Here is a 21,746-nt window from a genome sequence, read left to right on the forward strand (position 1 = left end):
TTATAACGCCCATAGAAGCGTTGAGAGTGAGACAGGATTTAACATGAAACCTACTATTTATACTTGTACTATTAGTTTTGTCATGCTGCTCATATTGACAGCCTGCGGCTCGACAAAAACTAACCGTAGTGTTGGCGAACCAATAGCACTTAATTATGACACCAGCACAACCCAGGTCGATTTTTCCGCCCACTGGATTCGCGCCGATTTAATTTTATTAGCGAATAAAAAATCCCACCCAGCTTTGGTCTTTTCGAAAAATGGCAGTATAGATGACAAAAAACAAGCAGACAGACTGTTCAATTTAGTAGCGGTGGAAACACCTCAGTGGGTGTCGCAATCCTACCCACATTTAAGTCACTTTTATGCCTACAAAATGGACATTCCCCGTTCTGAATTAAAATCGCTACTGAAACAGCAAGCCGCTGTAGTCGAGGTTAATCACCACACAAAAAAACCAAACTTGGCAGATATCGAAAGTCTATCTTATCTACAAAATGCAAAACTACTCGACGCGTTATATACCTCAAAACAAGACGATGCAGATGAAATTGATAATTTTGGCGCGCAACTATTAGGAAGCTCTACGCGTTTCACGATTTGGGCTCCCACCGCACTGAACGTCAAAGTTCGCCTGTTCGATGAACATAAAAACCCGTTGGAAAGTGGCATATTAGAGCTCACTGAAGATCCCCAAACTGGCGCTTGGAGTGGCATTACTAGTCATGCTCCGCAAGGAACCTTCTATCGCTATCAAGTTCAGGTTTATCACCCTGAATCGAAACAGATTGAAGTATTACAGGTGACAGATCCCTACTCCTTAAGCTTATCCACCAATAGTGTCTATTCCCAAGTGGTGGATTTAAGCTCACCGCAAACTCAACCAGAAAATTGGCAACAACAAAATATCCCTGTGGTCGATTCACCGGAAAGTTTAATTTTATATGAAACAAGCATTAAAGATTTTAGCGCGTCAGACCAAAACCTCTCTAACCCAAATCTAGCTGGAAAATACGCGGCATTCAGTCAATCCAACAGTGACTCCATCAATCACTTGAAAGCGCTTAGAAAGGCGGGACTAAATACGATCCACTTGCTCCCCACCTATGATTTAAGCACCATAGATGAAATCCCTAACAACGTCATTTCCATGCACGACAGCTTAGAAAAAGTGTGCGTTTTAGCCTCTGAATTGGAAATTTGTCATACCGACTATAACCCTGAATTGTCCTTGCAAAGTCTTTTACTTAGCTATACGCCCTCATCCTCCAAGGCTCAAAAAGTAATTGGGCTAATCCGCAGTAAAGATGATTACAACTGGGGCTATGATCCTTATCATTACACTGTGCCAGAGGGCAGTTATGCGTTAAACCCGGAAGGCATACCTCGATTGGTTGAATTTCGGCAAATGGTCATGAGCCTGCACCTGTTAGGGTTTCGCGTCATAATGGATGTTGTTTATAACCATACTTTCGCAGCCGGGCTAGCAGAAAAATCGGTAGTCGACAAAATCGTTCCCAATTACTATCACCGCTTAGATCCTATTTCTGGAGCGATTGAACAATCTACCTGTTGTGAAAATTCCGCCACGGAAAACGCTATGATGGCCAAGTTGATGACAGACTCTTTGGTCACGTGGGCGCAACATTATAAAATCGATGGTTTTCGCTTTGATCTCATGGGACACCAACCTAAACAAGCCATGTTGCAAGCCAGAGAAGCGGTTAAAGCCGTTGATGCCGATACCTATTTTTATGGTGAAGGCTGGAATTTTGGCGAGGTAGCCAACAATGCTCAGTTCACCCAAGCCAGTCAAATGGAAATGGCGGGCACTGAAATTGGCACCTTTACCGATAGGTTAAGAGATGCCGTTCGAGGTGGTTCGTCATTTTTGTCAGGAAATGATATTCGCAAAGGTCAAGGACTCGGCAATGGCCTAGTGGTGTTTCCCAACAAGCTGCAAAGCCAACTCGATGCAAAAGCATTGCATGAGGAGTACCTGCTGTCCATGGATCAAGCCCGCATAGGGTTAGCGGCAAATTTAGCTAAATTCCCTCTACAAAATGCCAAAGGAGAAGATGTACTTGGTGCCCATGTAGATTATGGCGGCGCGCCTAGCGGTTATGCTTTAGATCCAGCAGATACGATTAATTATGTGTCGAAACACGATAACCAAACCTTATGGGACAATAATCAATATCGCATCAATCACCAAGCGACCACCCATCAACGGGTGCGGATGCAGTTAATCTCCCTGGCCTATCCATTGATGGCGCAAGGCATACCATTTATTCATATGGGCAGTGAATTATTACGCTCTAAATCATTTTTGCGGGACAGTTATGACTTTGGTGATTGGTTTAATAAAGTCGATTTTGGGAAAAACGCCAATAATTACAACGTTGGTTTACCCCCTGCTGAAAAAGACCAAAGTAATTGGCAGTTAATTACCCAAACCATTAGACAAAACCAAGGCAGAGATCTCGTCTCGCCAGATGACATTGAATTTTCGTCTCAAGTCTTTATGGACTTTCTTAAAATACGTACCTCAACCAAGCTATTCAGTCTGCAAACGGCTGATGAAGTGATTCAACAAGTTAAGTTTCTGAACACAGGTGCAAACCAGCAAAAAGGTGTCATAGCGATGTCAATTAGCTCGGCTCACTCAGAAACTATTGACTCTAATTTCAAACAGGTCATAGTTATTTTCAATCACAATCCCCATACCATAGGTTATAGCATGGCGCAGGCGCAGCAATTCAGTTTGCATCCTGCACAACAAACAGGAAGCGACCCATTAGTTAAGACCGCAACAACAGATGAATATGGTTTTAATTTGCCTGAATTAACAGTTGCAGTATTCGTTCGATAAAAAAGAACAAGAAATAGAAGGAAATAAAATGTTAGTGCAATTAACCCCTCTTCAGTGCCGTGTTATTGGAGTACTCCTTGAAAAAGAAGTCACCACACCGGATCAGTACCCACTATCAATTAATGGACTAACCTTAGGTTGTAACCAAAAAAGTAATCGTGATCCAGTAATGAACTTAACTGAAAGTGATGTTCAGCGCACGGTTGACGAACTCAGAGAACTAAAACAAATCAACGAGCACAGCGGTTTTGGTAGTCGAGTGGTAAAGTATCAACATCGTTTCTGCAATACTGAATTTGGCGATTTAAAACTGAGTCGACAACAATTCGCCATTGTTTGTGTTCTGCTTTTGCGCGGCCCTCAAACCCCAGGAGAATTACGAAGCCGCACCAATCGCCTTGCCGAATTTAAAAATGTAGACGAAGTAGAAGAAAACCTCGAATACATGAAAACCCTCAATGGAGAATGTTTAGTCACTAAGCTGCCAAGAGAGCCCGGCAAACGAGAATCAAGGTACATGCATATGTTTTCCGGGGAACCAGACATCAGTGAATTTGAATCTGCGCAAGAAAGCATCCCATCATCTTCTGTCCCGCAAACCTCGTTGTCACAGAAAGTGGATATACTAGAAAAAGAACTGGCCGAATTAAAAGAGCAATTCAATCAATTCAAACAAGAACTAGGCATGTAGTCGGTGGCTTTAGCCCCGAGAGATTAATTTGGGTGATTCCATGGCCTGAAGACCATGCTACAAAGGTTCGATGGAAAATATCCATTGTAGTCGGCGGCTTTAGCCCCGAGAAAGAAAGGTAAAAATCACCTGTAGTCGGCGGCTTTAGCCCCGAAAAAAGAAAGGTAAAAATCACCTGTAGTCGGCGGCTTTAGCCCCGAAAAATTGATTTGGATGATTCCATGGCCTAAAGACCATGCTACAGCCCCGAGAAATTGGTTTGGGTGAATCCATGGCTTGAAGGCCATGCTACAGCCCCGAGAGATTGATTTAGGTGATTCCATGGCCTAAAGACCATGCTACAAATATTGGGATCTCCCCCTGTAGTCGGTGGCTTCAGCCCCGAGAGCATTCAGCCCCGAGAGATTGATTGGGGTGAATCCATGGCCTGAAGGCCATGCTACAGGGGCTTTTTATGCAACCACCAATTTATTGTTTATTCGCTGTAACCGTTTAGGCATGTGTAAAGATCCCACTTGCAGGGCAAAGGATGTTTGCAAAAATGTATCAACCTTAGCCTTTTCATCGGCATCAAAGCCATCGTACAAATCAATCACTCTTTGCAACTTCCATTGGTGGAACGGCATAATCGCCCGCTTATCGGTAATTCCGCCAATGCTAAAATCATGGAAACCGATACTCCGTGGAATTTTGTCAACTGTGGGGTTATCCACGATCCACTCTTGTACTTTCTCAACACTTTGCATTAATACCGGCCAAAATTCCTTAAAAATTCTAGTTAACAACGGCATCAATGTCTCTGGAATTTTGTCATTTTCCACCCAATTTCCAACATTTTTAGGAGCATTTCGTAACCGTTCAATCCATTTGACCACATAAGGTGCTTTTTCACGAATAATAGCACCAGGGGCAGGATCGCGATAAAGGTGAGCGTAAAGGGGGCCGAACAGCCCAAAATCACCTGCACAAGGTCGTCCACCTAATAAATAATTGTGGGTAGAGAAGTGCTTATTTAGCTCGGATAGAACATGATTTTCAAACCAATCTTCAATAGCTGGAATGGTCTTTTCGGTAATGCCGAGAATAGGAACAAACCCATTAAATCTACTGGCTAACTTTTTACCTAAAAAACCTCGCACAAACGCCGGCATATTAGGCGCAGCCACTTTGCCAAACTCTTCGTAAATAAAGGGAAAGTTATCTTTGTTCCAACGATAGTGCATTGCTGGAATGACTAACCATTCATCTCCCCACAGTTGAAATATTTCCGACACCAACTGCTGTTTAGGTAATGCGGGATAGATACTCGATTTAACAAAGCGTTTTTCTAAATCGTCGATGATCTGCACGGTATCTTGAATAAATTCACCCTCAGGCGTTTCAACAACGGGGATGAATCGAACCCCAGTTTTCGGTTCAATTATGGTTTTATAAACCTTCACCGACGAAAACACTTCTCGAAACGGGATATTTTTATAGGTTAAATAAGCACGAGCTTTGCCAGTGTAAAGTGACACTGGCGCACCATACAAAGTAAACATATCAGACATAAATGTGCTACTTATTGTTATTGAAAAAACCAACCAGTGCCGCGATCATTTCAGCATGTTGCGGATTTGCTTTGGGTACTTTGCAAGCTTCAGACGCATCCACTTCAGACGCATCGTATTGCATATCAATTAATTGCGAGTCACTTACCACTAGATCTGCATGACAAACCTCAAAAGCGCTATCAATAAAGAAGGTTTCACTGGGACCGGCGTTCTGCTTTACAAAACTTTTCACGCCTCGAATGGGGGTGGTGGAATCAGCTTCCGAATGAACCGAAAAAATAGGTAGGTTCAGTTCACTCCCTTCTGCTAATCTATCTCTAACGTCAAAAATGATGTCAGCTAACATAAACGCAGAATGCCGAGACACTTCTGGATATTTATACGGATTGGGCCCCTGGGTTTCATAGCTCCAATCGAGAAGCTTTGCCAAAGTCTTAATTCCCCAGATCCCTGCCATACTCTCAACGGACTCATCTAGAGCAAGAGCACCGGAAAATAAAAGTAGTCCTTTTTGCTGATTCGGATGAGTTAATACATGTTGCGCTGAAAGCGCTCCACCAGTAGAGAACCCACCAATATATACATTAGGGCTCAAGCTGTGAGCGAAAGTCATAACTTCGTTCACATGGGCAGTCCAACGTTTGGCTAAATCTCCATCCTCCATATCATCATCGGCATCTAATTTACCGTGTCCGGGCAACAAGGGCACAATGACGGTATATCCAAGTTGATGCAGGACAGGAGCAATGGATTGGAAAAAGAAAGGAGAATCGCTTAGGCCATGGAATAACACCACAGTGGTTTCTGTAGGTTGCTGATGATGATACACATAGGCAGCATTACCCTCATTTTTAAGCGCTGGGGAACAGACGGTGTAAACGGATGGTTTGCTACTTTGGCAGTCTGACGTCTCGCCCAGTTCAGTGGCATAAAAAGTTTGAAAAGGCACTAGCCAATCAGGTGTTTGTGCATGGACTATTTGAATGAAACTCAGGGATAGTCCAAAGACAAATAAGGATAATTTTGACATATCAAAGGGCCATAAAAACGGTAATTAAAATACTATAAACAGGCCTGACCAGCATTGCTACGTTTTTTTAACATTATCCCCATGGCCTAACAAAACCTGTAGTCGGCGGCTTTAGCCCCGAGGGTTAGGTTTCGGTGAATCCATGGCCTAAAGGCCATGCTACAGGTGAATCTGTAGTCGGCGGCTTTAGCCCCGAGAGATTGATTTGGGTGATTCCATGGCCTAAAGGCCATGCTACAAGCGAATCTGTTGTCGGCGGCTTCAGCCCCGAGGGTTAGGTTTCGGTGAACCCATGGCCTAAAGGCCATGCTACAGGCGAATCTGTAGTCGGCGGCTTTAGCCCCGAGAGATTGATTTGGGTGATTCCATGGCCTAAAGGCCATGCTACAGGCGAACCTGTAGTCGGCGGCTTTAGCCCCGATATAGGTGAATCCATGGCCTAAAGGCCATGCTACAGGCGAACCTGTAGTCGGCGGCTTTAGCCCCGAGATAGGTGAACCCATGGCCTAAAGGCCATGCTACAGGCGAACCTGTAGTCGGCGGCTTTAGCCCCGATATTGGTGAATCCATGGCCTAAAGGCCATGCTACAGGCGAACCTGTAGTCGGCGGCTTTAGCCCCGATATAGGTGAATCCATGGCCTGAAGGCCATGCTACAGGCGAATCTGTAGTCGGCGGCTTTAGCCCCGAGAGCGTTCGGCCCCGAGGTAGGTGAACCCATGGCCTGAAGGCCATGCTACATCCCTGAGAATTAGGTTTGCACAGGCCATAGATATAAATTCTAGGCATAAAAAAACGGGCCGAGGCCCGTTTCTCAAAATATTAAGTTAATCTTTAATGATTATGCTTTGAAATACGCTTCTAAATCGTCGCTGCCGCCGATTAGTTTTCCACCAATAAAGACTTGTGGCACTGTATCGTTACCAGTGATAGCTTTTAGTGATGTTAAGCTAGCACCTGCTCCCATAACAATCTCTTCATAAGAATAACCTTTGTCATTCAACAATGCTTTTGCTTTCACACAGAAAGGACAACCTGGTTTTGTGAAGATACTTACGGCTTCTGGTTTAGCTGCTTCTGGTGCAACATAATCAAGCATAGTGTCAGCATCTGATACCTCAAACGGGTCGCCTGGTAGATCTGGTTCGATAAACATTTTGTCAACCACGCCGTCTTTTACCAGCATGGAATAACGCCAGCTACGCTTACCGAATCCAAGGTCATTTTTATCCACTAACAACCCCATACCATCAGTGAATTCACCGTTTCCGTCTGGGATTAGCGTCACGTTATCGCTTTCTTGATCTGCTGCCCATGCGTTCATTACAAAGGTATCGTTCACCGACATACAAATAATATCGTCTACGCCGTTTTCTTTAAATGTTTTCGCCAACTCGTTATAACGTGGCAAGTGGGTTGATGAACAGGTTGGTGTAAATGCACCTGGTAAGGAGAAAACTACAACGGTTTTTCCAGAAAATAGTTCATCACTAGTTACATTAACCCACTCATCATTTTGGCGAGTGCGGAAAGTGACTGAAGGCACTTTTTGGCCTGATTTGTCTTCGAAGTTAGGATTTGCTTGTGTCATGTAAATCTCCAATTAAGTATATTTAGTTTTGGCTAGTTGAAATAATAGTACATGGCATTTATGTTTATGAATAATGATTATAATCAATCACACTAATCTAAAAAATAGATTAAAAGAATTTAACAACGCTGTTCGCTGTAAAAGATACGCAATTTGTTAGTTTGCGATACCAGTAGATAATTCAGTAGTTTTGTTACGCTCAAGTTACATGTGGGTGTTATTTCCATCGAATTTAATGAATTTATTGTAAATTAACGGCTTAATTAAGATAATTGAAAATAAATTACATATTATCCTTGCAATTTTTGCTCATACTGGCAAATTCACCCGTTGGAAAAGGATATACGTCATAAAAATCTGAGCTGTTCGAAAAAGTTATTTCCTTTATCAGGCTCATTCTTGCGATACTTTTCCCTTACCTTAAACTTGGATATAAGAGAGATAAACCTTTATGTGTGGAATATTCGGCATTCTGGACATCAAAACTGATGTATCAGAACTTAGGACGCAAGCGTTAGAGCTTTCCAAATTGCTACGCCATCGTGGCCCTGACTGGTCAGGTATTTGGAATAATAATAGCGCAATCTTGAGTCACGAACGCTTAGCGATCGTAGACGTGGATACTGGAGCGCAACCTTTAATTAGCCGCAATAATAATCACGTTCTGGCTGTCAATGGTGAAATCTATAACCACAAAGCGTTAGAAAAAGATCTTGCGCAACCTTATGACTTTAAAACGAAGTCTGACTGTGAAGTGATTCTTCCTTTGTATCAACAAAAAGGCATCGAATTCATAGACGAGCTACAAGGCATGTTCGCTTTCATTTTATACGATGAAGAGCAAGATGCTTATTTAATCGCCCGTGACCATATTGGCATCATCCCTCTATATACTGGCTTTGATGAACATGGAAACTTCTATGTTGCTTCAGAAATGAAAGCTTTGGTCCCAGTATGTAAAACAGTTTCAGAATTTCCTCCAGGGCATTATCTGTGGAGTAAAACTGGCGAGTTGAAAAAATACTATCAACGAGATTGGATGTCTTATGATGCAGTGAAAGACAACACTACTAACTTAGACGATTTAAAAACCGCCTTTGAAAAATCAGTGAAGTCTCACATGATGTCAGACGTACCTTACGCGGTATTATTATCAGGTGGTTTGGATTCTTCGTTGGTATCAGCAATTGCAGCTAAATACGTCGCCAAACGAATTGAAGACGAAGATAAGTCAGACGCATGGTGGCCTCGCCTACATTCATTTGCAGTAGGTCTTGAAGGCGCGCCAGATCTAGTGGCCGCTAAAAAAGTAGCAGACATGATTGGTACAGTGCATCACGAGATCCACTTCACTATTCAAGAAGGTATTGATGCCATACGTGATGTTATTTACTACCTAGAAACCTACGATACCACGACCATTCGTGCTGCAACGCCAATGTACCTTATGAGTCGTAAAATCAAAGCAATGGGTATTAAAATGGTACTCTCTGGTGAAGGTGCAGATGAAATATTTGGTGGATACTTATATTTCCACAAAGCACCGAATGCACAAGAGTTCCACGAAGAGACAGTACGTAAGTTAGACCGTTTGCATATGTTTGATTGTGCTAGAGCAAACAAAGCAACGGCAGCTTGGGGTGTTGAAGCTCGTGTTCCGTTCTTAGACAAAGAGTTCCTAGATGTGGCTATGCGTCTTAACCCGCAAGATAAAATGTGTCTTGATGGCAAAATGGAAAAATGGATCCTTCGTAAAGCTTTTGATAACAATGAGTACTTACCTGCTGAAGTATTGTGGCGTCAAAAAGAACAGTTCGGTGACGGTGTTGGTTATTCTTGGATTGACTCAATTAAAGATTATGTTGATAACGAAGTAACAGATCAACAACTTGCTACCGCTGAGTTCCGTTTTCCTCACAATACACCTGATACCAAAGAAGGTTATTTCTACCGTACGATTTTTGAAGGTTATTTCCCTCAAGAAAGTGCTGCGAATTGTGTACCAGGCGGTAAGTCCATCGCTTGTAGTACAGTAGAAGCCTTAGAGTGGGATGAAAGCTTTAAAAATATGGCCGATCCCTCAGGACGTTCAGTGATTAGTGTTCACGGTAAATCCTAAGCATAGATCACACATCAAAATGAAAATGGGGCTTTTATAGCCCCATTTTTTTGCCCAAAATCCCCCTGTAGTCGGGTGCTTTAGCCCCGAGAAAACATGGGTTTCGCCATGGCCTAAAGGCCAAGCTACAAAGGTTGGATTTGCCACCTGTAGTCGGTGGCTTTAGCCCCGAGAAAACGTAGGTTCCCCCATGGCCTAAAGGCCATGCTACAGGCCCCGAGATAGGTGAATCCATGGCCTAAAGACCATGCTACAAAGGTTGGTTTTGCCACCTGTAGTCGGTGGCTTTAGCCCCGAGAGTTTAGATTAGACAACCCATGGCCTGAAGACCATGCTACAGAGGTTAATTTTGCCTCCTGTAGTCGGTGGCTTTAGCCCCGAGAAAACGTGGGTTCCCCCATGGCCTGAAGACCATGCTACAAGCCCCGAGATAGGTGAATCCATGGCCTTAAGACCATGCTACGGGACACTGAGGTATTTGTTGGTTAATACCATAACTCTTTGCGGTCGATGGGCATTTCGGGGGCGATTAATGGATTGTCGATTTGAAAAAAGAATCGTTTATCCATATTAGAACGTTCAAAAATATCCTTAAACTCTTCCTCGAACAATTTATCAAACGCTCCACTTGCTATGGCTTTTTCTAACCCATTTTCCAATAACTTTGCTAAAGTACGGTTACTTTTATTAACGAAAAAATACATTGCGGCTGGATATTTAACACCTAAAGTCGGTTCAACCGCAATGGACTCATCTATAAAACCGGCATCGTACTCTTTCCATACCTCAATAATTGAACGTGGTACAAAGTCACCTTGATTATTTGCTAACATCGTAAATATATTTGAATAATTTTTGGATGTAACCACATCGAAGCCATTGGATTGCAATATTTTAGTGTCTGGCCAATCAAAACTTTGAATCGGTTTAAAGTTAAGCAAGTTCTCCATGGTATCGATGTTCTTAAACTTAACGAGTTGGTTTTGTTTCACTAAAAATACTCGCCAACCAATTAGACCTTTATAAATAGGGATTCGAATAGGCAATAAACGGTTCTCTCTGTCTGTATCTGTCATACTCCAAACCACATTTACAGATCTATTCTCAGCTAATTGTTTCAACGACTTTTCTTGCAACATAACCACGCTAGCAGGCTTTAACTCATAGTTAACCCCTGTTTGTTCTAAAGCTAATGCTAAAAGTTTAACCGGATACTCTTGTCGACGATCATCATCGGACAAGGGGCGAGGATAGGTAATCTCCCATGTTGCCCCTGTGGCAAAATGGCAAAAGAATGACAAGATTATTAATCCAAGTATCTGTTTCATTACTTAATTCCAGTGTCGTTTCATCATCTGATTGAACTGTTTATCTTCATCACCTACTACGATGATGATTATCTTAAACGAGTTCAGGTCATCTATTTGTAAGGTATATGAACAATAGCAACTAAATACGTCTTTTCCATTTTGATCGCACAAAGTCCAACGGACTTTCACGAAAATAACACTTTCAGATAGCCGCATTGACTGCACAACGTTAGGAATGTACTTAACTACCCCCCTAGCTTTAAGGCTATTGATCATGTCGCTATTAATTTCATTGATATCTTTTTGTGAATGACAAATTATTTTGTTTTCATCGGTCACTACGACCAATGTTTTTCCAGAAAACTTAGCCATTTCGTCAATTAAACCTTGGTTTAAAGATTCAGAATAATCATCAAAAAACTTCTCTATTTTTTCCAAGTGCAAATACTCCGTTACTCAATGCCAATAAATTTGTGGGTTTGCAGAGATAGTCGCCAATTTTTAGCAATACAGGTTTTTACCGCTAGTTCAGTGGCTCTTTTCTGCTGGCTTATTGGTTGTAAATAAACTAACGGCGCAGGTGTTTGCTTAGCCCAAACTAACAAGTCTTCCAATTCTTCAATATGTTTTTCCATAGCGATAGGATGCTTAATTTCATTCGCACGCAATATCGCATCTTCACGCACAGCAAATCCGCCTTTCATATCCACCTTAGGAGAAACGGTAACCCAAGTCTTTGGGCTAACTTTTATTTCAAAGGTTCCACTGGTTTCAACCGAAACAGAATAACCATGTTCAAATAGCGCCTCACATAATGGGCGCAAATCGTACATACAAGGCTCTCCGCCAGTTAATATGATATTTTTAGCCTGATAGTTTTGCTCTTCGAACAGTTTCAACAGCTGCTCAATTGAGGTGGAAAACCAGTTTTCCGACTCAGTTGATTCTGCCATAACCTGATCAGCATTGACTTGAAACTGCGGTTCCAATGTCCAAGTGTGTTTGGTATCGCACCAAGCACAACCAACCGGACATCCTTGCAATCGAACAAATATGGAGGGTACACCTGTTAATGCCCCTTCACCTTGAATCGACTCAAACACTTCGTTAATTTTATATTCTATGGGGGTTTGCAAATAGACTTCCTCTAGCACTTTGACTCGCTTAACGGCATAATTCGCCTTTTTCGGGTTGCAGTCAAAGATTTGTTACTGCATTAAAACAACAGATTATAGAGAAGCACGGCAAATGTCACAAAAGGTAGTGGTAATTTTTTCAGGTGGGATGGATTCTTTCACTGTACTTAACAAAGTATTGCGCGAAGGATATGAAGTCTATGCGTTGTCTTTCGACTACGGCCAACGCCATAATAAAGAGCTGACGTATGCCGCAAATGTTTGTAATGAGCTAAATGTAGCGCATAAAATCGTCGATATATCGGCAATTAACCAATTAATTGGTGGTTCTTCATTAACCTCTGACATTGATGTGCCCGAAGGCCATTACGAACAAGAAAGCATGAAGACCACAGTTGTGCCCAACCGCAACATGATTTTATTGTCCATGGCCGTGGGATATGCGGTTTCACTAGAAGCGAATAAAGTATTTTATGGGGCTCATTCAGGTGACCACGCCATCTACCCGGATTGTCGGCCTGAATTTGTTCACAGAATGAATGACGTTTGTGCCATAGCCAATTACGAAGCGGTTGAAATAGCCTGTCCTTACTTAGATGTAAGCAAAACGGATATTCTGACGGATGGTTTGAAAATGGGCTTGGATTACAACAAAACCTGGACCTGTTATAACGGTCGTGAAAAAGCCTGTGGAAAATGTGGTGCCTGTCAGGAACGCCTTGAAGCTTTTGCAGAAAACAATGCAACCGATCCCCTCGCCTACGAACAAAGTGAGTAATAAAGATGTCGACTGAAAAACAAAAAATTGTATTAGCAACAGGCAATAAAGGGAAAGTTAGGGAGTTCGAGAGGCTGCTAGAAAACTTTCCTTACGAAGTGGTGCCGCAAAGTGAATTTGACCTTCCTGAAGCAGAAGAAACCGGTACCACCTTTGTGGAAAACGCCATTATCAAAGCCCGTCATGCAGCCAAATTAACCGGACTGCCGGCCATCGCGGATGACTCCGGCTTAGCGGTAGAAGCCCTTGGTGGCGCACCAGGAGTGTATTCCTCTCGTTATGCTGGCGTGGATTCCAACGATCAACAAAACGTCGATAAGTTGCTAACAGTATTAGAAAACGTCGCAGACGAAAATCGCAGCGCCCGTTTTTTATGTGTCATTGTCTTTATGCAATCGGCTGAGGATCCTACGCCTATTATTTGCCAAGGCGAATGGCATGGGCATATCAGCGACGTCCGTCGAGGTGAAAAAGGGTTTGGTTATGATCCAGTATTTTGGGTGTCTTCACAAAATCAAACTGCCGCTCAATTACCTGCGGAAGTCAAGAATCGACTCAGTCATCGTGGTAAAGCAATGGCCAAACTATTGGCAAGCTTGTCAGACAAAATTGGACTAATGGATTGATCGCCCCACCGCTATCCCTTTACATTCACATCCCTTGGTGTGTTCAGAAATGTCCATACTGTGATTTTAATTCCCATGGCATGAAACAATCCATACCGGAAAAGGAATATGTTCAGCATCTGCTGGCAGATCTTGAAGTTGATGCACAACAAGTAAAAGGTCGGACTGTAAACACCATATTTATTGGTGGGGGAACCCCAAGTTTACTTAGCGCAGAAGCACTGAATACACTATTAGTGGGTGTCTCACAACGGGTTCATTTAGCGCCAGATGCCGAGATCACCTTAGAAGCTAATCCTGGAACCGTAGAGAGCCAAAAATTCAGAGACTTTAGCCAAGCAGGCGTCAATCGCATATCCATTGGCGTTCAAAGCTTTCAACCTGAAAAGCTCATTGCCTTAGGACGTATTCACGATGACTCTCAAGCCCTAAATGCGGCGCAGTTTGCCAGAAACGCTGGCTTAAATAGTTTTAACCTAGACTTAATGCACGGATTACCTAATCAATCCATTGAGGATGCCTTGAGTGACCTGCAAATTGCCATTGAACAGCGCCCACCGCACTTATCTTGGTATCAACTAACCATTGAACCTAACACTCAATTTCATTCCAAGCCGCCTACTCTGCCCAATGACGATATTCTGTGGGACATTCAAGAGCAAGGGCAAGTTTTACTTGATGCTGCTGGTTACAAACAATATGAAATCAGTGCTTACAGCTTGCCTGAGCAACAATGTCAGCACAATCTCAATTACTGGCGCTTTGGTGATTATTTAGGAATTGGTTGTGGGGCTCATAGTAAAGTTAGTAATCCTATTACTGGCAAGATTACTCGCACAGAGAAAGTCAAACATCCCCGCGGCTATATGGATTTAAGCAAAGATTATCGATTTAAAACTTGGCAAGTGCCCACTGAAGATTTGCCCTTCGAGTATTTTATGAATCGTTTACGCTTACTCGAGGCTTGCCCAAAACAGGAATATGACATGTTTACTGGACAGCCACTCAGTGCAGCTTTAAAACAAAACTTGCAGATTGCGGTACAAAAGGGATTAATCAGTGAGACACAAAACGAGTGGCAATTAACCCTTCTAGGAAAGCGTTACCTCAACACGTTATTAGAAACCTTAGTGTAAATCAGGGGCCGAGCTCAGTGGCTTTTAGTCTGACATTTTGGTTTTTGAGGTGATGATCACATTGATGTCTTGTAGCTCTTGTACATTTTTCCGTAAGCTTTCTTCTATTTGATCTAAGTGATTCATTTTTTTACAAAACCAATGGGCTTTTTTACGTAAATATTGCGCTTTTGAGCCCACTTGTCTTTCTAGTTCTTGGCCCATAGCTTCAATGCGTTGAGATAAGTCATCGACTTTTTGTTCGGTTTCTTCACCGCCGCCATCACTTAATCCACCGATTGCAGACAAAACGCCACCTAAGGAAGTATTAAACGCTTTTTCCAGTTGTTCTTCTATTTCCTGATCAACCAAATCATTTACATTTTCTAAGCGTCCGGGGCCGATGTAAAAGTTTTCATTGGCTTGAATAAACTTTTCTTTAATTCGATCTTGTACCCGTTGCAATGACGATTGGACTTTCTCGTAATTTGTATTATCCGCGCCAACAAGTCCTTGGTATACGTGCTCAACCGTTTCGACGGCAAGTTGAACCCCTTCAGTGGCCAAAATAATCATTTTTGGTACCACATAGTGAATACCTGTTGAGAAGTCTTCGAGTTCAGCTTGTTGTTTCGACGCCAAAGGCACTACTTCGCCCAACACAATGAGTTGATTGGTATCGTTGATTTGATAAATGGTGCGGCTGTGATCATCCACAACACGGATCTGGCGCTCATTCACAACCACTCCATATTTGAGATCAATGTCACATTTGAGATCCGCAAAACTCGTCAGCGGAAACATCAAACAAATTGTAAACAGCAAAGCTCGCATTCATACACACCTAAAATAACTTAAGGGTATTGTGTACCGAATCTTGCTGGAAAAAAAGTAGTGAATAGACAAGCCGGATAAAATATAAGTTAATCGGCAGTGCGCACCAATCTGACGAACACAAACAGGTCCTTTTGTTTAATCGAGTTACTACTATTAAAAAATGCCACAACCCAAGCCCTTTGCGGATCAGTTAGCGAAGGAGTCGAGCTCCAATAATCATCAGAAGGCGTATTCGGAAAGCGTGTTTCATTAATGGCCGGTCGCACACATTGCCTTTCAGTCAAGCTAGCGAGTTCTTTGATATTAGGCAGTCGCCATCCATCTAAGCTGGCAAATTCGTAACCGTGGGCTTGCTGTAAGGCCTGTTGCCAAGTCAACGCATCGGCATCACCTGTACAACGGCCATTTTCCCAAGTTTGTCCTAAACTGCACTGCATCCACATTAAATCGTGGTCTGTGTCGGTAACCGTTCCGTCACCATTGTCGACAAATTGAACTTCTGAAGCTGTAGTCGGTGCATCAGATAAACAGGTTTGTGCACTTGCAATACCCGTTAAGAGCGACATAGCACAAGCTAAAAGGGTGAATTTCATATTAACGTCCTCCGCGTACTAAGCGCACTTTACCTAAAGTAGATTTGTTTAAAAAGTTGTCGTTGCCAGTGGAAAAATCAATGGCCCAAGCGGTTTGCGATGCATCGTCTGAAACTCCGTCAGCACTGGGTTGACTTGTCCAATACCAGAGGGGAGAGGTAACAAAATCGTCGGTGTACGGAAAGTAATTCACATCAATTTTAGTGCCTGTGACATTGCCATAATGAACCAATGACAACAACTCGTTGTGGGTTGGTAAACGCCAGTCATAGAAGTTACACAAACCAGCTTGATTGACCGCAGCTACAAATGATTCAGTGTCGCATTGCTCGTTGTCACAGGTTAAACCTAGGCTACCTTCTGCCCCTTCGTAACCGCCATTTAGCTCTTCTTGATACCAGCTAAATACATGCCCAGCACCGTGTAATTCACTATCGTCGGTTTTGACTTCCCAAACCAACCCAGTTGTATTATCACGCACACAACTCCAATCTGGGCTGGTTTCGTCTTGTTCATCACCGATGGCATCTAACTTAGTAAAGTCGAACCCCTGCTCACCGCGCCCGGCTTTTTCTAACAACCCGTTTTCGCTAATGATATCTTGTCCGCGTTGACCATCTTGACCTGGATAATCAGGCTGATGCTGGGTACCATTTTGGGTCAACGAAGCTTGCAAAGTCACGCCCGTATCATTCAGGTTACTAATTGGCAGAGGTTTAATCCGCACGTTGATGCTGTCCTCTACTTCATTACCATAACTATCGGTCACCGTTAACGTAAAGGTGATCAGTTCAGTTTCCGTGACTAACGGAGCAATGGCATAGGTTTGTTCTGCACTACGATTATTAATATCAGGCAATAATTCTGAATCATTTAACCAGTCATACTCCAGCGGAAGCCCCGCAGGAATGCTAGTGCTAGCTTCGCCAGTGAGCAATATTATTTCACCGGAATAAACCTGATGATCAACCCCGGCATCCACTATCGGCTGAGTTTCACTAGCACTTAATACGTTGAGAGTAATTGTGGCCGTATCTTGGGCCCCTTCTTGATCTGTCACTGTCAGCTCAAAACTCAATGAACTGGCATCATCTAAAATTGGCGTAACAAAAGCGATGCTATCTCCATCCAAACTGACATTATCTAACACGTCGGTTCCGGCAGTTTGTTGCCATCGCCATGCCGCTATTGGGTCAAGGCTGTCCGCAGGATCAATATCACTGCTAGTACTGCCATCTAAGGCAACCTCAATACCAGCAGGATAACTGCCAGATATCACAGGGCTGGTCACTTCTATCAAAGCGCTAGGGGCTTCATTTACTGGGTTGATTTGATATTCAACCGTATCAGAACCTTGGTTTCCATTTTCATCTGTTACTACCAATGTCAGCACATACGTGAGGGGTTCAGTGGCACTGGGCGCAACGAATGTCGCTGCGGGAATGTTTACATCTTCTTGGGTAATGGTTAAGGCGGGTGAAGCGCTCCAACTATAGATTAAAGTGTCAGTCGTACCTTGTGCAGTAGCATTAAGTACCACGGTACTTTCTTCGTTGACACTTTTACTTGCGCCAGCATTGACTAATACATCTGGAGTGGGTTGATCAGTGTCACTATCTAAAGAGCTTCCCGAGCATCCCACCATCATCATAGTAAAAATGCTAATGGCTAGGACTTTGTAATATCTAAGAAATAAAGTGTAATTCAAGAAAAACCCCATAATTGATAGATCGCTGTTTGTGGAACGGCAAATAAATGTTTGCTTCATAACTAGAATTTAGCAATTACTATACCAAGGAAGTTTAAACGATTTTAAATCAGGACAGGTTCAGAAGTTAAGGTTTGAACCTTTCTTCCAACGCGTGGAGCTTCACTTGCAAGGTCTCAAAACTTTTTTTATTTTCCGCCACATCGGTGACATCGTAAATCATCATACATATAGTATTTATTTGGCCCGTAGCACTTGCTAGTGGTGATATGGTGATATTTTGGTACATAAAATCTTCACAGCCTGTGATAGGACGGTAGTTTGGAAATCGAAATAAAAAGGGACGTTGCTCCCATGTCATAAACGCTCGTGTACCTAATTCAAACACCGGTCGGGTTTTACGACGTAACCATTGGGAATTGATGTCGGGAAACAGCTCAAACAAGCTTTTATTCTGCACTTGAGTAGGTAACAAGCCACTGTGGCTTTCCATAAAACCATTCCACACTTTCACCACAAAATCTTTATCTAATACTACTATCCCGACGTCAACGGTTTGCACCATGTCCATCATCCAATGGAATTCAGCCATTTCGTGATTTTCCGACATGTTCAATCCTCCAATAAGTGTGAAAGTTTATAATTCATCACTTGCATAGATTCTTCGGTAAATAACAACACTAAATCACATTGCACATTGTAACCTTCTAATCCGTAGCTAAGTTCGATTGCCAAAGTTTTGCGCCATTTCGTCTTATTGTTTGAAATAAGTTCCGACACGCTTCGGTGTTGCCCTAAAACGATGGGGTGTCCTTGGCTGAAATTTAAATCGAGCTGATTGGCAAACCCTCGTAGACAGGTTCCAATTAAAATATTCGCTGCATCCATTAATAATTCAAGTTGTACCTGATCGTCGACTTCCTCAGTTATATCCATTATTTTAGCGACATCTCCAAAGCTAGAGTCACTTAATATGAACAAAGCTTCCCCGGATACACCAGCCCCTAAAAATCCTTGGCATATACCTGAAACAGTTTCTTTATCTTCAATATCTTGCAGCATCATGTGGAGTTCAGATACTTCGATAAGGTTGACGTTTGGTATTGGCAATTTGACAAATACGTTTAACATTCGCGCGAGGTGATCTCCCGCCTGCCCCATGGCGATGTTCGTTACCTCTTGATAACAATCTCGGATCTCAGCAGATAAATCAGAGTTGAGAATTTGCTTTTCAGAAACCTCTTTGCCTATAAACTGATGCTTAACTAACACACTATGGATAAAATCAGGAGTGACTGGCTTTTCGATAAAATCAATTGCGCCCAAAGCCTTTACTCTCTCGTGAGCGGTAGGCTGTACATCACCTGTAATCACTATAACTTTGGAGCAAAGTTGCTTTTTGTGGATCATTTTCAGCGTGTCGTAACCATCCATTACTGGCATGTTTAAATCCAGAAACATGAGCTGACCTTTTCCCTCCTCGATAGCAGCAATAGCTTCTTTACCATGTTTAGCAAAATGGACTGCGACCTGCCAGTTTTGAGGAAGGCACTTAGCAACTTGTTTACGTGCGACCATAGAGTCGTCACATATCAACACTGAAAACATATTGGTCAATATTCTCTATTTAACAATGAAAAGACTTTATGGAAGATTAAAGTAACACAACAAGGAAAAATTTTTTCAACAAAAAAGTAACGAATTCATTCATTTATCAGATAGCCAATGTTAATTAATAGCAGTGTTTGAAAATAACACCAATTATTAGTCGCCATTATTATCAATTTCGCCGTTAAGCAGAACAGAGAAATAAAAAGGAGAAGCTCAGACAAGAGTATATGTGGTAGGCATGCATAGATAAATGAATAGACAAAAAAAGAGGCTGCGTTTTGCAACGAACAGCCTCTATTTATCCAGGTATTAATACATGTTTAAGAAATGAGTTTCAAAAGCATATATTCATCGGTTCACTACGCCGATGTTTCAATCTATTCACACAATTTACTGATTAACAGGCAATTGTGACGAATTCACACTATTTTGGGTTAAACACCTCCTTTTTTAATTTGAATGTTCGAAAAATCCTTGGTGACAACGGCCCTGTTACATGGGCTTTCCCATGGTTTCTTGGCATATCATTTACCGCTAACTACCCACGGCATAAATACCGTGCTACATCCTTTGGGTGCTTGGCTTACTATTCACGGCATAAATACCGTGCTACATCCTTTGGGTGCTTGGCTTACTACCCACGGCATAAATACCGTGCTACATCCTTTGGGTGCTTGGCTTACCATTCACGGCATAAATACCGTGCTACATCCTTTGGGTGCTTGGCTTACCATTCACGGCATAAATACCGTACTACATCCTTTGGGTGCTTGGCTTACCATTCACGGCATAAATACCGTGCTACATCCTTTGGGTGCTTGGCTTACTATTCACGGCATAAATACCGTGCTACATCCTTTGGGTGCTTGGTTTACCATCCACGGCATAAATACCGTGCCACATCCTTTGGGTGCTTGGTTTACTATCTTTTGGCTAACATTTTGTCGTAATTAATATTCACTTTTCGGGCCAAAAACCCTGCAGTTTCATGGGCATCATGAATGGCGGCAAAATCTAGGGCTGATTGACCATTGCATACCAAACCTTTGGCCACTGCTTTATAATTTAAATTGCTAGCCTTTATGGCTCTTTGGAGTTTCATTCGATTATCACTTTTTAACGCTTTGCAGATCTTAACTAAGGAAGCTTCTTGATATGAGGTGAGCGATGAAGCAGCTAATGCACTATTGGTTGCAAATACACCTATCATAAGTGCCATTGCCAGCACGCTTTTATTGTTGACGCTTTTCAAAATTTTCATTTCAGTTCCACCATTGGTTAATTTTAATTTGTGCCTAAATAATTATTATTTGGGCCTAAATCCACCTTAATTCCCATTCCAATGGCTTTAGGAACAAAGCAGATTTGATATTAACCGTAAGCGTAAGATGCTGTCGCGCATAGTAAATATCGCTAAGTTACAGTTACATGAGACTAAGCGACAAGCCGCTAAAAAAGCGCGATGGATTGTCGCGCAAATCGGTTATTTAACCTAAAATGAACACGCTTTGTTACAAACACGCGAAATGAAATTTCAAATAATGAATGGAATAATGACTATTTAGGGGAAGTTAAATACGGTGTCATCATTCGGGAGCGAGCCCCTAGTTGTTGGAAGGCAAGTTACTAATTTGCAGCGTAATCCAAAAAAGCAAAGCGGCCGAAGATGGCCACTCAATTAAATAGGCTAAAACGCATTATCTTGATGAATTTTGATAAATAAAGGCGAGTCTACTTTACTGTAATCAATTTTGTACTCTTTGCCGTTTAGGGTTTGTACGAAAATCAATGTCTTTTCATCACCAAATACATCTGTAACGGTAACATCCACCAATTCAATATCCTGCAGTTTGGCTTCACGTTTATTGTCAGGCACTTTGCCTGTAAACTTTTTCAACGCTTTATGGGTCACTAGTACTGGTGGATTTTCTTCACCATTGAGAATTAGTAGATCCAGTTTTCTTATCTTATGAATGATGGTATTTCTACCACTGACTAAGAAAGGTTTTTCAGTCATAAATGTCTCCGCAATGACGAACCGCCACTTATAAAATTTTAAATCTGTAACTGTGATTCGAATGTAACAAAGTTCTTTCTTCCTTGCACCCCTATTTAATTGACTTTCAAGCAGATTTAGTCCAATTCACGATCAAAACAGGGTATCTAGCTCAGAGGTG

22 protein-coding genes are annotated in these 21,746 nt (G+C 42.3%); 9 read left to right on the top strand and 13 right to left on the bottom strand.

Translation table 11 applies throughout. From position 1 onward, the window contains the following. The first annotated feature begins 43 nt into the window (after positions 1 to 43). Both pulA and AB6T38_RS06825 read left to right on the top strand, forming a co-directional pair. Positions 44 to 2,872: a pullulanase-type alpha-1,6-glucosidase gene (pulA, locus tag AB6T38_RS06820; protein WP_372546580.1), complete on the top strand. Its 2,829-nt coding sequence runs from the start codon at positions 44 to 46 to the stop codon at positions 2,870 to 2,872. A gap of 28 nt (positions 2,873 to 2,900) precedes the next feature. Then, positions 2,901 to 3,563, top strand: coding sequence for a YceH family protein (locus tag AB6T38_RS06825; RefSeq protein ID WP_372546581.1), 663 nt, complete (start codon positions 2,901 to 2,903; stop codon positions 3,561 to 3,563). A gap of 452 nt (positions 3,564 to 4,015) precedes the next feature. On the opposite strand, the gene AB6T38_RS06830 is transcribed toward AB6T38_RS06825, so the two are convergent. Together AB6T38_RS06830 and AB6T38_RS06835 are read right to left on the bottom strand one after the other, a co-directional pair. Then, positions 4,016 to 5,113 (bottom strand): glutathione S-transferase family protein, encoded by a 1,098-nt coding sequence (locus AB6T38_RS06830; RefSeq protein WP_372546582.1) that lies wholly within the window; start codon positions 5,111 to 5,113, stop codon positions 4,016 to 4,018. Between the two features lie 7 nt (positions 5,114 to 5,120). Continuing rightward, positions 5,121 to 6,146 (bottom strand): alpha/beta hydrolase, encoded by a 1,026-nt coding sequence (locus tag AB6T38_RS06835; RefSeq protein ID WP_372546583.1) that lies wholly within the window; start codon positions 6,144 to 6,146, stop codon positions 5,121 to 5,123. Positions 6,147 to 6,280: 134 nt separating this feature from the next. Between AB6T38_RS06835 and AB6T38_RS06840 the strand changes: the two genes are divergently transcribed. Together AB6T38_RS06840 and AB6T38_RS06845 are read left to right on the top strand one after the other, a co-directional pair. Next, positions 6,281 to 6,424, top strand: a complete 144-nt coding sequence (locus tag AB6T38_RS06840; RefSeq protein WP_372546585.1) for a hypothetical protein — start codon at positions 6,281 to 6,283, stop codon at positions 6,422 to 6,424. A gap of 6 nt (positions 6,425 to 6,430) precedes the next feature. Continuing rightward, entirely contained in the window at positions 6,431 to 6,589 is a 159-nt protein-coding gene (locus AB6T38_RS06845; protein WP_372546586.1) for a hypothetical protein, read from the top strand. 397 nt (positions 6,590 to 6,986) lie between these two features. On the opposite strand, the gene AB6T38_RS06850 is transcribed toward AB6T38_RS06845, so the two are convergent. Further along, entirely contained in the window at positions 6,987 to 7,736 is a 750-nt protein-coding gene (locus tag AB6T38_RS06850; protein ID WP_372546587.1) for a glutathione peroxidase, read from the bottom strand. Positions 7,737 to 8,187: 451 nt separating this feature from the next. On the opposite strand from AB6T38_RS06850, the gene asnB reads away from it, so the two are divergent. Continuing rightward, on the top strand, positions 8,188 to 9,855 hold the full coding sequence (gene asnB, locus AB6T38_RS06855; RefSeq protein ID WP_372546588.1) for an asparagine synthase B: 1,668 nt from the start codon (positions 8,188 to 8,190) through the stop codon (positions 9,853 to 9,855). A gap of 485 nt (positions 9,856 to 10,340) precedes the next feature. Here asnB and AB6T38_RS06860 read toward each other — a convergent pair whose 3' ends face one another. Genes AB6T38_RS06860 through queE form a run of 3 tightly spaced genes read right to left on the bottom strand, consistent with a single transcriptional unit; the run spans position 10,341 to position 12,301 of the window. Continuing rightward, positions 10,341 to 11,183: an amino acid ABC transporter substrate-binding protein gene (locus AB6T38_RS06860; RefSeq protein WP_372546589.1), complete on the bottom strand. Its 843-nt coding sequence runs from the start codon at positions 11,181 to 11,183 to the stop codon at positions 10,341 to 10,343. Positions 11,184 to 11,186: 3 nt separating this feature from the next. Continuing rightward, complete coding sequence (locus AB6T38_RS06865) at positions 11,187 to 11,603, bottom strand: hypothetical protein (RefSeq protein WP_372546590.1); 417 nt, start codon at positions 11,601 to 11,603, stop codon at positions 11,187 to 11,189. A 14-nt stretch (positions 11,604 to 11,617) separates the two neighbouring features. Further along, the gene (gene queE / locus AB6T38_RS06870; protein WP_372546591.1) at positions 11,618 to 12,301 is read right to left on the bottom strand and encodes a 7-carboxy-7-deazaguanine synthase QueE; all 684 of its coding nucleotides are present in this window, start codon (positions 12,299 to 12,301) and stop codon (positions 11,618 to 11,620) included. Between the two features lie 112 nt (positions 12,302 to 12,413). Here queE and queC point away from each other — a divergent pair, with 112 nt between their 5' ends. Genes queC through hemW form a run of 3 tightly spaced genes read left to right on the top strand, consistent with a single transcriptional unit; the run spans position 12,414 to position 14,841 of the window. Further along, positions 12,414 to 13,079: a 7-cyano-7-deazaguanine synthase QueC gene (gene queC, locus AB6T38_RS06875; RefSeq protein ID WP_372546592.1), complete on the top strand. Its 666-nt coding sequence runs from the start codon at positions 12,414 to 12,416 to the stop codon at positions 13,077 to 13,079. Between the two features lie 5 nt (positions 13,080 to 13,084). Further along, on the top strand, positions 13,085 to 13,705 hold the full coding sequence (locus tag AB6T38_RS06880) for an XTP/dITP diphosphatase (RefSeq protein ID WP_372546593.1): 621 nt from the start codon (positions 13,085 to 13,087) through the stop codon (positions 13,703 to 13,705). Then, a complete protein-coding gene (gene hemW, locus AB6T38_RS06885) occupies positions 13,702 to 14,841 on the top strand; it encodes a radical SAM family heme chaperone HemW (RefSeq protein ID WP_372546594.1) in 1,140 nt (379 codons plus the stop codon). The genes AB6T38_RS06880 and hemW overlap by 4 nt, the downstream gene beginning before the upstream one ends. Before the next feature lie 24 nt (positions 14,842 to 14,865). Here hemW and AB6T38_RS06890 read toward each other — a convergent pair whose 3' ends face one another. From AB6T38_RS06890 to AB6T38_RS06910, 5 genes are all read right to left on the bottom strand, one after another. Continuing rightward, positions 14,866 to 15,654 carry a DUF2884 family protein gene (locus AB6T38_RS06890; protein ID WP_372546595.1) on the bottom strand — a complete coding sequence of 263 codons (789 nt, stop codon included), beginning with the start codon at positions 15,652 to 15,654 and terminating at the stop codon, positions 14,866 to 14,868. 89 nt (positions 15,655 to 15,743) lie between these two features. Then, positions 15,744 to 16,250, bottom strand: a complete 507-nt coding sequence (locus tag AB6T38_RS06895) for a DUF1566 domain-containing protein (RefSeq protein WP_372546596.1) — start codon at positions 16,248 to 16,250, stop codon at positions 15,744 to 15,746. Between the two features lies 1 nt (position 16,251). Then, positions 16,252 to 17,958, bottom strand: coding sequence for a DUF1566 domain-containing protein (locus tag AB6T38_RS06900; RefSeq protein WP_372546597.1), 1,707 nt, complete (start codon positions 17,956 to 17,958; stop codon positions 16,252 to 16,254). 127 nt (positions 17,959 to 18,085) lie between these two features. Further along, positions 18,086 to 18,568 carry a PAS domain-containing protein gene (locus AB6T38_RS06905; RefSeq protein WP_372546598.1) on the bottom strand — a complete coding sequence of 161 codons (483 nt, stop codon included), beginning with the start codon at positions 18,566 to 18,568 and terminating at the stop codon, positions 18,086 to 18,088. 2 nt (positions 18,569 to 18,570) lie between these two features. After that, a complete protein-coding gene (locus AB6T38_RS06910; RefSeq protein WP_372546599.1) occupies positions 18,571 to 19,566 on the bottom strand; it encodes a response regulator in 996 nt (331 codons plus the stop codon). A gap of 462 nt (positions 19,567 to 20,028) precedes the next feature. On the opposite strand from AB6T38_RS06910, the gene AB6T38_RS06915 reads away from it, so the two are divergent. Beyond that, complete coding sequence (locus AB6T38_RS06915) at positions 20,029 to 20,523, top strand: hypothetical protein (protein WP_372546600.1); 495 nt, start codon at positions 20,029 to 20,031, stop codon at positions 20,521 to 20,523. Here the strand turns inward: AB6T38_RS06915 and AB6T38_RS06920 are convergent. After that, positions 20,492 to 20,830 carry a DUF3718 domain-containing protein gene (locus AB6T38_RS06920; protein WP_372546601.1) on the bottom strand — a complete coding sequence of 113 codons (339 nt, stop codon included), beginning with the start codon at positions 20,828 to 20,830 and terminating at the stop codon, positions 20,492 to 20,494. The genes AB6T38_RS06915 and AB6T38_RS06920 overlap by 32 nt on opposite strands. A gap of 426 nt (positions 20,831 to 21,256) precedes the next feature. Then, positions 21,257 to 21,586, bottom strand: a complete 330-nt coding sequence (locus AB6T38_RS06925) for a hypothetical protein (RefSeq protein ID WP_348492848.1) — start codon at positions 21,584 to 21,586, stop codon at positions 21,257 to 21,259. Between the last annotated feature and the right edge of the window lie 160 nt (positions 21,587 to 21,746).

The sequence above is a fragment of the Aliiglaciecola sp. SL4 genome, assembly GCF_041538045.1.
GTDB lineage: Bacteria > Pseudomonadota > Gammaproteobacteria > Enterobacterales > Alteromonadaceae > Aliiglaciecola.